The 13,539-nt window shown below is 66.2% G+C and carries 9 protein-coding genes; 4 read left to right on the top strand and 5 right to left on the bottom strand.

All coding sequences use genetic code 11. The annotated features are described in order from the left end of the window. The coding region (locus ABFE16_15110) for a hypothetical protein (protein MEN6346628.1) at positions 1–1,414 on the bottom strand (1,414 nt) is incomplete at its 3' end. Positions 1,415–1,670: 256 nt separating this feature from the next. On the opposite strand from ABFE16_15110, the gene ABFE16_15105 reads away from it, so the two are divergent. Beyond that, positions 1,671–2,699 (top strand): metallophosphoesterase, encoded by a 1,029-nt coding sequence (locus tag ABFE16_15105; protein ID MEN6346627.1) that lies wholly within the window; start codon positions 1,671–1,673, stop codon positions 2,697–2,699. Positions 2,700–2,767: 68 nt separating this feature from the next. Then, entirely contained in the window at positions 2,768–5,212 is a 2,445-nt protein-coding gene (locus ABFE16_15100; GenBank protein MEN6346626.1) for a glycoside hydrolase family 95 protein, read from the top strand. A gap of 58 nt (positions 5,213–5,270) precedes the next feature. Here the strand turns inward: ABFE16_15100 and ABFE16_15095 are convergent, their stop codons facing one another. From ABFE16_15095 to ABFE16_15080, 4 genes are all read right to left on the bottom strand, one after another. Continuing rightward, positions 5,271–6,296 (bottom strand): hypothetical protein, encoded by a 1,026-nt coding sequence (locus ABFE16_15095; GenBank protein ID MEN6346625.1) that lies wholly within the window; start codon positions 6,294–6,296, stop codon positions 5,271–5,273. 78 nt (positions 6,297–6,374) lie between these two features. Beyond that, the gene (locus ABFE16_15090; protein MEN6346624.1) at positions 6,375–7,382 is read right to left on the bottom strand and encodes a hypothetical protein; all 1,008 of its coding nucleotides are present in this window, start codon (positions 7,380–7,382) and stop codon (positions 6,375–6,377) included. A 310-nt stretch (positions 7,383–7,692) separates the two neighbouring features. Then, positions 7,693–9,978 (bottom strand): hypothetical protein, encoded by a 2,286-nt coding sequence (locus ABFE16_15085; protein MEN6346623.1) that lies wholly within the window; start codon positions 9,976–9,978, stop codon positions 7,693–7,695. A gap of 159 nt (positions 9,979–10,137) precedes the next feature. Continuing rightward, positions 10,138–10,344 carry a hypothetical protein gene (locus ABFE16_15080; GenBank protein ID MEN6346622.1) on the bottom strand — a complete coding sequence of 69 codons (207 nt, stop codon included), beginning with the start codon at positions 10,342–10,344 and terminating at the stop codon, positions 10,138–10,140. Between the two features lie 276 nt (positions 10,345–10,620). Between ABFE16_15080 and ABFE16_15075 the strand changes: the two genes are divergently transcribed. Further along, the gene (locus ABFE16_15075) at positions 10,621–13,302 is read left to right on the top strand and encodes a glycoside hydrolase family 20 zincin-like fold domain-containing protein (GenBank protein ID MEN6346621.1); all 2,682 of its coding nucleotides are present in this window, start codon (positions 10,621–10,623) and stop codon (positions 13,300–13,302) included. A gap of 115 nt (positions 13,303–13,417) precedes the next feature. Beyond that, positions 13,418–13,539 (top strand): DNA-binding response regulator (locus tag ABFE16_15070; GenBank protein ID MEN6346620.1); only part of this gene is annotated, 122 nt, incomplete at its 3' end.

Genomic DNA, 13,539 nt, shown 5'->3' with positions numbered 1-13,539 from the left:
TGGCCGGAGTACCGTTCCAGCCCGTATCCACGCCGTGCCACGGCGCACCCTTGGCAACCGGCGTCAGCGTGTCGAAGATGCTGCTCACGCGGGTCTGACCGGGCTCAAGCACCGCCAGCGCAGTGTGACGTTCCGCTTCCGGCTCTCCCACGAGGGTCGCCGTGAACCGATACAGCCCTCTCGGCAAGGCCGGGACCTCGAAACTCGCCTGCCCCTCAGCCTTCTCCCAGGTTACCGGAAGGACCGTCCGGAAGACTTCCTTCCCGGACCAGTTCTCCGCCCTGACCTGCACTTGTGCGCCGGGCATGGCCTCCAAGGCCCAGAGAAGAACTCGTCCCTTCGGCATCTCCCCGACGGTGCACCGGTCCAGACCTCCGAGGTCAACGCGCACTCCCGGTCGGGTCGCGGACGAGACCTTGTCGGCAGGGCCCTGCAGCTCCAGTCGTGTCCAGGCGAAGCTGCTTGCCGGAGAGCTTGTCACCTGGACGGGGGTGTTGACCGCCTTCCACTGCGGGCCACTGACCAGTCGGCCGATCTGCCCGTTCTCGTCCCAGGCCTGCACGTCGACGGCGATCTTGGGGTCCGGCGCGGGAGAGAAGTCATAGCGCAGCCTGAGCGCTCCGTCGGCGGTCGCCTCCAGAGCACTGCGCCGCCACTCTCCGCGCTCCGGTTCCAGTCGCCAGGCTGTCGGGTCGGTCAGGTCGACGGTTGTGTCGCCGCTGAGCTTGATCTCTGACAGCTCCACTTGGCCGCTCGGGCACTTGTAGATGTCCTTTTGGTCCACCCGGATCGCGATGGAGACAAGGTGCGAGAAGTCGCACTGTTCCTGCGAACCGGCCTGGGGCCCGTGCGCGAGCCGTGGATCGGCGAGAAGGTCGATGGTATGCTCCGCGAGCTTGCCGCTGGTCCCGAGGGAGAGGTCCGGGTGGCTGCGCTCCAGGCAGTAGAACCCGGAAGCCTTGCCCTTGTCATCCACGACCTCGAGGTAGAGCCACTCGTTGCCCGTCGCGTTCTGCGTCTTGAAGGTCAGACGGCTGAAGCTCCCGGGCGTCGGCAGCTTGCGCCGGAGCCAGAGCCAGCAGTTTGCGGTGGTCGTGACCTCCGCCGTTGCGGTTACCTCAATCCGGTTCTGCCCGGCGGTCAGCAGCTTGCTCACGTCGTGCGTCTCGGCATCCCAGGGGGTGTCGCCGAGGCCGACGGGCTTGCCGTTCACCGCCAGTCGGTAGCGGTCATAGGCCGCCACGCGAGCCAGGGCAATCTTCGGGTTCTTGGGCAGATCCAGCGTGCCGCTGAAGGTGATCTCCTGGCCCACCGGAGGCACTGTTGCGGCGCCGATCCACTGCGGACTCTGCGCCTGGGCGGAGGCGGCAAGCAACATCGAGGTGAGCGTGGCGGCAGTCAGTAACCAACTCATTGGGTGACCTTCTCCCTCCGGGACGGCCGGACCGGATATGCCGGCAAAGCAGGACTGCTCGAAGACTTCCGCCTCGCAGCAACCTTGACCTGCCGTCTCTCGCCGTGCCCGAAGGGACCTTGCTCCCTGGGGGCGAACACCGTATCCAGGGCGAGCAGAGGCTGGTTGCAGAGCCCTCGTACCAAAGCCGACGACAGACAGGTCCAACTCGCCGGCTTGTACGCAGACTTGCACACGTGAAGACCAGGAGGGCAACATGCGGAGACCACGACTAAGGGCGTGCTGGGTGCTCGCGCTGGGGATATGGCTGGCGGTTGCCGGCGTGGCTATGGGCGCAGCCGAGGAGACGTCTTTCACCATCGCGGTGGCGCCCGACCTGCAACAAGAGGTGCTGAATCCACAGGACACCCGGCTGAGTAACCGGTTCCAGTGGCTGGTGGACCACCGCGACGAGCTGGGGCTGAAGTGCTTCCTCCAGGTGGGCGATTTCCTCAACTGGGACACCGCCGACCACGCGCAATATGAACGCGCCAGTGCGGCGCTGCAGATCCTGGACCGGGCTGAGCTGCCCTACATCCTCACCCTCGGCAACCATGACACACAGGCCACCGGAGGCACACCGGAACACCCCGGCGGCAGTGCCCGGCCGGGCAATACCCACGACAACCAGCGGATCACCACGGTCTTCAACAGCTACTTCCCGCTCTCGCGCTTCAAGCTGCTGGGTGGTGTGTGGGAGGCGGGCAAGATCGACAACGCCTGGCACACCTTCCACGCCGGCGGTCTTGACTGGCTGGTGATCAACCTCGAGCTCTGGCCCCGCGCAGGTGCTGTGGCCTGGGCAAAGACCGTGGTGGAGCAGCACCCGGCGCATAACGTCATCCTGCTGACGCACTCCTTCCTGACACCAAGCCCGAAGGGCATGCTCATCCAGCAGTCGAACGGCGGATATGGCGACAACAGCCCCCAGTATGTGTTCGACGAGCTTGTGAAGCCCTATCCGAACGTCCGCCTGGTCTTCAGCGGGCACGCCGGCAGCCACGGCTATCGCATGGACAAGGGCGATAGCGGCAACGCCATCTACGAGTTCGTGCAGTGCTATCACGACTCGCGGACAAACCCTGTGCGGCTGCTCACCATCGACACCCAGGCCGGCACCATCAAGTCGCGGGTCTTCTGTCCTCTCAGCAACGAGTACAAGGACGACGGCTCGAGCTTCGAGGTGAGCGGCGTGCAGTGGGTGCCCGCACGAACCGAAGCCGACGTCAGGCCCACGGCACCTTGACCAAAGCACGCGGACCTGTGCGCGTGAGCACCAGCCGAGGTGAGAGTGCTCCGGAGGAGTGACTGCCTGTGCGTCTGCGAGGACTCCTGCCGATTCTGTCTGCTGCGATGGTGATGACCATGACCGTGCATGCCCAGGACGCCGGTGCACCGCCGCTCTTGCTCTGGTACCAGGAGCCTGCGACCCAGTTCACGCAGTCCCTGCCCTTGGGCAACGGTCGGCTGGGCGCGATGATGTTTGGCGGTGTGGCCCAGGAGCGGCTAATCCTCAACGAGATCAGCCTGTGGTCGGGCGGGCCGCAAGACCCTGACCGGCCCGATGCCGCTGCGCGACTGCCCGAGATTCGTCGCCTGCTGCTGGAGGGCAAGAACCTCGAGGCCCAGGCGGCGGTCATGGCGGCCTTCACCTGCCAGGGAGCCGGGTCGGGACATGGCTCCGGGGCGAAAGTGCCTTACGGCTGCTACCAGGTGCTCGGCAATCTGCACCTGACCTTCCCCGACGCGAGTCAGGACGTGGCCGACTACCGCCGCGAGCTCGACCTCTCCACCGCTACTGCGACGGTCACCTACACTCAGGGAGGCGTGCGGTATCGGCGCGAAGGCTTCGTGAGCGCTCCCGACCAGACGGTGGTGCTGCGTCTGACCGCCGACGAGCCCGGCAAGGTCACCTTCGACCTCAGCCTCGACCGGCCTGAGCGCTTCGCCACCCAGGCCGTGTCCGAGCGCGAGTTGCTGATGAGTGGGCAACTGGAGAACGGCACTGACGGCAAGGGGATGCGCTACGCGGCACGCTGCCGGGTCATGAACACCGGCGGCACAGTCGAAGCGAAGGGCACTGCTCTCTCGGTTCGAGGGGCCGACTCCGTCGTGATCCTCCTCACCGCCGCCACCGACTACCAGGGCTTCGCCGGGCGTCACACCGCCGACCCCGAAGCTGCCAGTCTGGCGGACCTTGAGAAGGCAGCAGCCCGCCCGTGGGAGGACCTACACTCTCGCCATATCGCCGACTACCAGTCCTACTTCGGCCGCGTGAGCCTGACCCTTCCGGCGAATCCACAGGTCGCGGCGCTGCCCACCAATCGGCGGCTCGTTGCCGCGGCCCAGGGACAGGACGACCCGTCGCTGGCGGCACTCTACTTCCAGTTCGGACGCTACCTGCTCCTCAGTTCGTCGCGTCCCGGAGGGCTGCCGGCGAATCTCCAGGGCCTGTGGGCAGAGGGCGTCACGACGCCGTGGAATGGCGACTACCACCTGAACATCAACGTGCAGATGAACTACTGGCCGGCGGAGGTGACCAACCTCTCGGAGCTGCACGAGCCCCTGCTCAAGCTCATCGCCTCACTCCAGGAGCCAGGCAGTCGCACGGCCCGCAAGTACTACGGCGCCGACGGCTGGGTTGCCCACGTGATCACCAACGTGTGGGGCTTCACGGCTCCGGGCGAGCAGGCCTCCTGGGGCGCCACCTGCAGCGGTTCGGCCTGGCTTTGCGAGCACCTCTGGGAGCACTACGCTTTCACCGGTGACCGCGAGTATCTGCAGTGGGCGTACCCGGTGATGAAGGCCTCGGCGCAGTTCTACCTGGACATGCTGATCGAGGAACCCCGGCACGGCTGGCTGGTCACGGCGCCCTCGAACTCCCCGGAGAACGCGTATCGCCTTCCTGACGGTCGCACCGGCCAGATCTGCCTGGGGCCGACCATCGACATGCAGATCCTGCGCGAGTTGTTCGGCAACTGCACGAAGGCCGCGCAGATCCTCGGCATCGACGCCGACTTCTGCCGCAAGCTGACGGAGGCCCGTGCCAGGCTTGCCCCGGATCAGGTCGGCAAGCACGGGCAGATTCAGGAGTGGCTGGAGGATTACGACGAGGCGGAACCGCACCACCGGCACGTCTCGCCCCTCTATGGTCTGTACCCTTATGATGAGCTGACGCCGGGCGTTGCGACTGATCTGGCGAAGGCGGCACGTGTTACCCTGGAGCGTCGTGGTGATGCAGGAACCGGCTGGTCGCTGGCTTGGAAGGTGAGCTTCTGGGCGCGATTGCTGGAGGGTGACCGGGCCTGCAAGCTCCTGCACGACCTGCTGCGCCCCACCGGCGACCTGGGGTTCAACTACGCCGGCGGCGGTTCCGGGAGCTATGCGAATCTGTTCTGCGCACACCCGCCCTTCCAGATCGACGGCAACTTCGGCGGCTGTGCAGGCATTGCCGAGATGCTACTGCAGAGTCACGAGGGAGTGCTGCGACTGCTACCTGCGCTACCCTCGTCCTGGCCGAGGGGAACCGTGACCGGCCTGCGGGCTCGCGGCGGCTTCGCGGTTGACATGGCCTGGGAGGGAGGCAAGCTGACCGCTGCGACGATACACTCCTCCCTGGCCGGCGACTGCACCGTGTACGACCCGACCGGCACGCTGGTGGTCAAGGACGCAGCGGGCGGGAGGGTTGCGCTCCAGCACGCAGGCGACCGCACGACCTTCGCCACCGAGCCGGGCAGAGGGTACCTGCTGGGTTGGTGAAAGGGCGCCGCTCTGTGCCCGCAAGGTGGGAGCAAAGCGGCGCCGCAAGGCACTGGTCTCACTTCTCCGGTGTCGGCGTTGTCCCAGAGGCGGCGCTTCTCGCCGCGGCGGAGCTTCTCGCCGCGGCAGGCGACGGCAGAAGCTCGCCCGTGATCGCGCTGACAGCCCAGATGTCGTAGTAGTCGGCGCGCATGTCCGGTCGGCCCTGCGATACCACGTCGGCCCGTAGCTCCACCTCGTACACGGGCGTTCCGGGGTCCCCATAGCAGGTGGCGGTGCTTAGCCGCACGACCTTCGTTCGTATGTTCTCCAGCTCGCGACGCGTACGCGCCCTGGTTGCCACGATCCTCTCCGCGTCCGCTTTCGTGATTCGCACTGCCGACGTCGGCGCGGGCTCCGGAGGAAGGGTCACGCAGCTGTACGCCAAGGGCCTGCCGCCCTTTGCCCAGACATTGACGAAGACCATGAAGCGGCGGCCGTCCGGGTACGAGCCATCGCCTTGACAGAAATAGACATCGGCGCTCTCCGCCCCGTTTCCGCGCACCTTGAGGTCCTTTTCCTCAAGGGGAAGTCCCGCGTTCTTGGTGAAAAGCCTGTAGGCGATGGCCGCGACCTGCTTCGCAGTGACGGACGTCGTGGGGGCCGCTGAGGCACCGGCCTCGTCCTGGTGCTGCCACTGGACGCTCGTCACGTACGCCCCCACACGGTCAACCTGAATCTCAAGGTCGGCCGCGGGGAAGTCCCCGAGGGCGCAATGTCCCGTCCACGCCACCTCCTCGGTCCTCCCCCACGCGTAGCTTTTGGGCTTCGGCTGAGTGGGGGCAGGCTTGAGGGCTGCCGGTTCGCAACCCAGGAAGCGTGCGGCAATCTCCCGTGTCGCCTCGGGCGTGACGTCGGCGGTCGGTCCTGTCTGGGTTGTCTGCTGGGTTCCCGCGGGGGCGTCCGTGCCGGGCTGGCTCACGGGCGGTGCGGCGATTGCCTCAGTCCCCTGCGGGGCACGGCCCGTCACGATCATGTAATGTGCCGCGACGACGCAGAGGGCCACGACGAGGACTGCCCCCACAACGATCGGTGCCTTACGCACTGCGCATTCCCCCTCGAGCGCTGTGTGCAGCGAACGGATTCGGTTGTGAGAGCGATCGGGTCGTGGCCCCAGGCCGCCCTACTTCTCCGGTGCTGGCGTCGTCCCTGTGGTCCGGCGCTTCTCCAGATCCGCCGTTGTCACGACTTCCCCGGTGGTCGCGTTCACGCCCCAGAGGTCGCGGCACACGGCGCGTCGGTCATCTCGTCCTGGTGTCACAACCTCCATCCGAAGGTCCACTTCGTACACAGGCACCCCGCGGGCTGCATAGTTGGAGGCCGTGGTCAGCCGTACCACCTCTGACCGCACCGGGATCAGGTTGCCCATGGTACGCACCGCAGCTTCGGCGGCCTTCACCGCGTCGGCCTCCGTGAGACGCACCGCTGAGGTGGCCGGTGGGTCCGGAGGGAAGATCACACAGTCATAGCGGACTGGCCTCGGGCTTCGTGCCCACCTACCCATGGACGCGAGGAACCTGCGGCCGTCGGGGTAGGACCCGCTAACGTCGCAGACGAGGTAGGGGTTGGCTTCCGAGCCCTGTCTGCGGACGCGGGGCGGCTTATTCCCGACGGGAAGCCCCGCACGCTTGGTGAAGAACTGGAGGGCGAGGGACGCCGCCTCGTCCGCTGTGATACGTTCTCCGTCCGCGCTTGAGGCCGTGGGTGCGGCCGGGTACTCCCACCGGATACTGCGCACGTACGCCCCCACACGGTCAACCTGAATCTCAAGGTCCGCCGCGGGGAAGTTCCCGAGGGCGCAATGCCCCGTCCAGGCGACCTCCTCGAGCCTCCCCCACGCGTAGCTCTTGGGCTTCGGTTGAGTGCGGGCAAGCTTGAGGGCTGCCGGTTCGCAACTCAGGAGCCGCGCGGCAATCTCCCGTGTCGCCTCGGGTGTGACGTCGGCGGTCGGTCCTGTCTGGGTTGTCTGCTGGGTTCCCGCGGGGGCGTCCGTGCCGGGCTGGCTCACGGGCGGTGCGGCGATTGCCTCAGTCCCCTCCGGTGCACGGGCCGTCACGATCATGTAATGTGCCGCGACGACGCAGAGGGCCACGACGAGGACTGCACTCAGAAGGATCGCTAGTCTGCGCACCGGGACCACCCTCCAGGACCAAGCGTAGTGGGCGGACACGACTGCGGCCCCTGTGGGCCGCGCCAGACCTTGGTGCGGAAGTCTTCCAACGCCTTCGGCGATGGAAGACAAATCACACATACTACCCTTATCTATTAAGGACAAAAGGCTTGTCTTTGTCAAGATCAGAAGATAACGTCACTCGACGACGTGCCAGATACCGAAAAACAGCGCAGGCCCCACACCGGGGGCCTGCGCTTCTTTCACAGCCGTCTGTCGCTTCAGTCTTGTCCTGAGGTGGCGCAGGCCTTGAGGCGAGTGTGCGCCCCGCTTACTTCCCTTCCGTCGGACCGGTCGGCCAGTGTAGCGGGCGGCCGATTTCGTCGAGCTGCTTGATGCCCAGGTAGCCGAGGACCGCCACGTTCAGCATCCCGTTCGAGGCGGCGCGACCTACATACCCCGTGCCGTCAGTGGGGCGGTCGAGGTAGTCGCGCCACTCGCGCTCCACCGACCACGTCCGATCCAGAACCGTGAGCCAGTCGCCGAGGCGCGGGTCCTTGCCGAGGGTGTCCTGATACTCGGTGAACAGCCAGTAGACGTAGGGGCCGACCCAGAACTCGGTCGGGTACTCGTACTTGCGGCCCTTGATCCAGCAGTCATCCGTGACGTAGCGGTATCCCTTCAGCGTCACTGCGGCAGCCTTCGCAGCAGCCTCCTCACGGCCTGCATACTTGTCCGCGAGGTAGCAGCCGAAGGTCCCCTCCGCGATGTAGATATTGCCCAGGAAGGTGTGACAGCCGCCCTCGACGATGTCCTCGCACTGCCAGTCAAACCACCCGTTCGGCTTCATCTTCCACTCCGACCACTGGACGGTGTTGTCCAGGACCGGCCACCAGCTCTCGGGGACCTTCTGCCCCAGAAGCTGCATCGCGTAGGCGTAGTAGGACAGGCCGGCGAGCGCCCGACCCAGGTACACGTCGCACTGGCGGCCCTCCTGCTGGTAGACGACCTGCCGCACCGAGCCCTCCGGCTTCTCCTGCAGCCGCAGGTGCCGCATCACTCCCGGAATGCCGTCGGAGTTCTGGAGCGAGTGCGCCACCAGGTAGTCACCGGCCTTGCGACAGGCTGCGCTGAGTTCGAGGGCTCGGTCACGCTTCTCCGGGATCCGGCTGTAGTAGATAAGGCCGTAGGTCAGGGCGCGCATCCACTCGCCGGTCTGGTTGGAGTCGCAGTCGAAGCCGCCGGCCGCCCAGTTCTCCCGGTAGCCGTTGGTGCCGAGCTCGTTGACCTGGGTGCAAGTGCCGCCGCTGGGAGCCTGCATGTGGTTGATCATGTGGTCGAGGCTGTCGTCGAGGAGCCACTCGGTGAAGCGGCAGCGAACCATGTCGCCTGATTCGCGGAAGGCCTGGGCAGCCAGCGCCAGGCCGGTATCGCCCGCCTCATTGCCCTCGGTGTGCTTCCAGGTGGCTGCCGACATCACCCGCAGGAAGTCGCGGTAGGTCGCCTTGTCCAGCGGGTCGTAGACGTGCGGGAGCGAGGTCCTCGCCCAGCCCATAATGCCGCCATAGAGAAGGTCGTGCAGCCACAGGACCATGCCCGTGCGAACGGACAGCACGGTGTAGGTCATGCTCTCGCCGGGCTTGCGAACATACAGGTCATCGCAGCCGACACGGCCGCCCAGGAGGGACTTGCCGTCGCGCAGGACATCGGCAACGACCAGGTAGTAGCCGGGCTCCAGCGCCGAGGTGTCGAGCGTCGTCGTCAGGCGGCTGACCTGACCGGCCGCCACTGCCTGCCCGAGCTTGCGGGTCTGGATCGTCTCCTTGCCGGAGAACACCTCGTGGAGCTTGAGGCGCAGCTCGTCCTCGGGCGCGAAGGTCGTCTCCTTCGCCGTCTCGCAGACCAGCAGCGCCGGGACGGTCTTGGTTCCGGGTTCGAGCATGACGATGCCTTCGCTGGTGTCGGCACGCTCGCCGAGCCACAGTCCCATCGCGCTCTGTCCGGGTTCGAGATGGGAGAGCTCCTTCTTCAGGTTGCACAGTTGGAACCCGCCGATCTGGAAGGTCATCTCGTCGTTGTGCTGGTAGTCCGACTCGCAGAGGAAGAAGTGGATGCGGTCCACCTGGTCCATCTGCGGGAAGGATCGGATCGGGTGAACGACGCGAACCCACTGCCCCGGACGGAAGGGCGGAATCTGGGTGTTGAGGCGGCCCTGCCCGCCGGACCAGAGGATGAAGCGCAGATCGAGGGCACGATCAAGCTTCGTCTCGCAGCGGATCCAGTAGCTGATCGCGTCATACCCGCTGAAGTCGAGAGCGGGACTGGGCCGTAGCTCAAAGGCCGGCCAGCCCTGCGGGTACGCGCCCTCATTGTGCCAGTCGATCTTGACGTGGAAGTTGAAGTACTTGCCTCCCCAGGGCCCTGTCTCCTCCGAAAGCGCCAGCGTGCCTTCCTTGCCACCGACGTTCTTCCACGGGAGGGTCATGAGGCTGTCGAGAGACTTGGTCTTGGCCTCGTCCGGGACCTGGAGCCACTGCTGCCAGGGGAGAGGCTTCTGGGCAAGGCACGGTACGTTGAGACTGAGGGCAAGGGCGGCGAGGCCGAGCAGACGCAACATGGTAGTCCCCCGTATCCGGAGTTCGGTGGCAGTGCGTTCACGCGAGTGCGGTGTACTTTTCCGCACCAGCTTGCCCGGTCCCTGCAGGAGCGGCGGACCTGGTGAAGGAGACTGCTGAGGTGGGGAACTACGGAGAAGGAGTGAGACCCGCAGGAGGGCCTACTGCATACATAGGTACGCGCAGGCAAAGCAGACGGCCCAGAAGGCTCCGGCCCAGAGGAACAGGCGCCGTGCGACAGCCCTGGACTTGACCCTCAGTGTGGGCTCCGACGCGCCCTCGGCCCAGGAGAGATGGGTGAAGGCCATCGCCGTGAGGATCAGCGCAATCAGCCCCGCGGCCATCTCCACAGCGGGGAGAGTGATCATCCGGCTCTCCCTGGGGAGGCCGAGGTCACTGCTGCGGCACGGACCATGTGGACACCTCACCGGGTGCGAACTTGTGAGCGTCGACTGCAATCCCTGGGCCCATCGGCTAGATGGTACCACCGGGCAGAGCGTCCACCAAGGGTTTCCTGAGTCGGGTGTTCTGTAGGACGGGCGAGTTCGCCTCTCGGTTCAGGGGGGGTGCGCAGGTGGACCGCCGCCAGCGGGGAACTGGGCGTCCAGACGTGACGCTCATCTGGCCCCACTTGGAGGCTCTCCATGCGTGCGATGCGAGTCCTCGTGACGATCTGCGCACTAACCGCGACGCTAGTCACCGTGGCGCAGGCTGCCCCCTTCCTCTACTGGCGACTCGATGGCGATGCCGACCACAACGGGATCGCCGACGGCTGGACCACCGACGCGAAGTCCGGCAATGCAGTCTTCTCACTCGGCGAGGACCCCACGGGCGGCCTGGCTCAGTACGTAACTGGAGCCGGGAAGGGCGACGCCCTTCAGCACGAGATCGCGGGACTCGACCCGAAGGCCACCTACCTGGTGCGGGCCATCGTCACGGTCCGGGAGGGCAGTGTGGTCTGGGGCATCAAGGACGGCCCGCAGAAGTACCTGGGGCCCTACAACCGGACTGTGGAGAGCCGTCTCACGGTTTCCGGCCGAGACGCAATCACCCTCGTCTTCACCGCGCAGGAACCGCCTACGAGCTTCGTGGTCTCCAGCCTCCGCATCGAGCGAATCGAGAAGAGCCCGCTGCCCATCGAGGCGGACACCGGGCGATTCCTGGTGCCGCGTCCGCGGAGCCTCCAGTACACGCCGGGCGAGACGGCCGCCTGCGTGCTGCGAGCCGACAGCCCCGTGGCAGTGGCCGGTCTGCAGCTTGAAGGGCTGAACCTCGGGCTCGTGCGAGAGGACCTGGGTTTCACCGGCGACGCAACAGTGATCGAGCCCCGTGCGCTGACGGCTGCCGCCGGTCCCGGCCTGTTGATCGGCACCCCTGAGGGCCTGCGAGCCGTAGCCTCGACGCTACCGGCAGCACTTGCCACCGCCGTCAGCGCCTCTCCCACCGTGCTGCCCGAGGGGGGTTACCATCTCGCGGTTCGCCCCGAGGGAATCGTGCTGGTCGCCGCCGAGGAGGCTGCCGGCCAGTACGGCCTGCAGACCCTTCGACAGCTCTGTGCGAAGGCCGGCGACGGTCACTGGCGCATCCCGCAACTCACGATCGACGATGCACCGGCAATGCCCTTCCGCGGTACCTATCAGGGCGGAGACACCGCAAACCCCGACCGACTGGCGCGTGCCAGGTACTATGCGCGGCTGAAGCTGAACGCGGTCGTCATGGAGGACGCCATCCTCTACCATCTCCATGAGGGCGACAACCTGACGCGCGTCCGCGACTACTATGCGACTTTGCGCAGCCTGCATCTCGAGCCGATTCCGCTGGTGCAGAGCTTCGGTTGGGGCATGTACCTGCTGGCGATCGATCCGCAGTGTGTGGAGGCCAAGTACGTGCAGGATCACCCCGTGCAGTTCGCTCGGCGCGAGGCCCTTGCCCCCGAGGCACGGGAGGCGGTCCCCGACGACGGACGCGAGTACCTGGTCTGGCCGCAAGACCTGGCGCCGCTGACGCCGCCGCTTGCGAACCCCTCCTTCGAGCAACTCACGGCGGGTCGGCCCGTCGGCTGGCAGGCTGACCGCTGGTCGGAGACCGATGGTGCGACCGTGAAGACCGGTCCCAGCTATCTGCAGCTCAGCCGCACGACGAAAGGCCAACTCCGGGTCTGGCAGGACTTTGAGCTGCCCACGAAGCGCGAGCTGCAGTTCACCATGAACCTGAAGCTGCAGGGCATCGACGGAGCCGGGGCCTACGCGGAGATCTACCGGATCACCGAGAACCATGAGCTCGTGGGAAGCCCCGCGGTCATGACGACCTGGCTCAAGGGCACTCGCGACTGGGCACCCGCGAAGATGACCCTGGATACCGGTGACCATCGCTGGTACCGAATCTACCTGCGCATCCAGGACGCCACGGGCACCGCCTGTTTCGGTGACCTGCGAGTGAAGCCCGCGACGGCACGGCTGCAGAACCTCGTCCGTGTCGACGAGAGCCTGCGGCTGACAGACGATGCGGGCACCACCTTCGCGGCAGGGCGCGATTACGGGGTCGTCCCCGGCGAGACACGCTTCCCCTTCACGGAAGATGCGAAGCCGTGGCAGATTGTGCGTCTGCCCGGCGGACGAATCCCGGCGGGCGCACACCTTCGACTGAGCTACGATTACGCACCGGCGGGGGCCGTGACCTACTGCCCCTCGGATCCGCGTACGCAAGCGATCATGCGGGACACCCTCACGACGGTGATCCGCGAACTGGGCGTCAAGTACGTCCACATCGGGCATGACGAACCCCGGTGGATCAACACCTGCCGTCGCTGCCGCGAGCGACACCTGACCAACGCGGAGCTGTTTGCCGACGAGCTGATCCGGATGCAGCGGTACGTGAAGGAAGCCGATCCCCAGGTGCGGGTGATGATGTGGGACGACGCCCTCAACCCGTACCACAACGCACCGGCACAGGAGCTCGAGCCCGCGAATGACACCACGCCCAAGGACATCGTCCAGTGTAGTTGGTTCTACTCAGCGCGGGACGACCTCAAAGAGGCACGGAGCCTCGAGTACCTGGCAAAGCGTGGGTATGAGACGACGGGCTCACCGTGGTTCGACCTGGAGAACAACTGGGACTGGGCGCAGGAGTGCAACCTGAGCCGCCAGATGTCCGGCAAGTGCCTGGGAGTGCTGTACACCTCCTGGGCCGACAACCCCAACGTCGACCAGTGGGCAGGGCTGTCGGTGTCGGCGGCCTTCGCCTGGAACCCGGACGACCCGCTGGCGCTGGAGATGCTGCCCTGGTCGCCGGCGGAGATGAACCGCACCCGCGGCGTCCTGCCCTAAGGCTTTCTTGGCGAAGTGCCCGTGTGGCCGTTTTCCGCTATCAACGCCCGCCGTCCCAGGCCGGTCGAGGGTCAGTCCTGCCGAGGTGATCGCCGTGCCTGAAGCACCCGTCCGCATACTGCTGGTGGACGATGAGAAGTCCATCACCGACATCCTCAGACCTTACTTCGAACGCGAGGGCTTCGTCGTCGTCACCACTGATAGCGGCACTGAGGCCCTGAAGCTCGCCCTGGAAGG

It is taken from the genome of Armatimonadia bacterium (genome assembly GCA_039679385.1).
Lineage (GTDB): Bacteria > Armatimonadota > Zipacnadia > Zipacnadales > JABUFB01 > JAJFTQ01.
The sequence above is the reverse complement of the archived record's forward strand: the minus strand, read 5'-3'. Positions and strand labels throughout refer to the sequence as shown.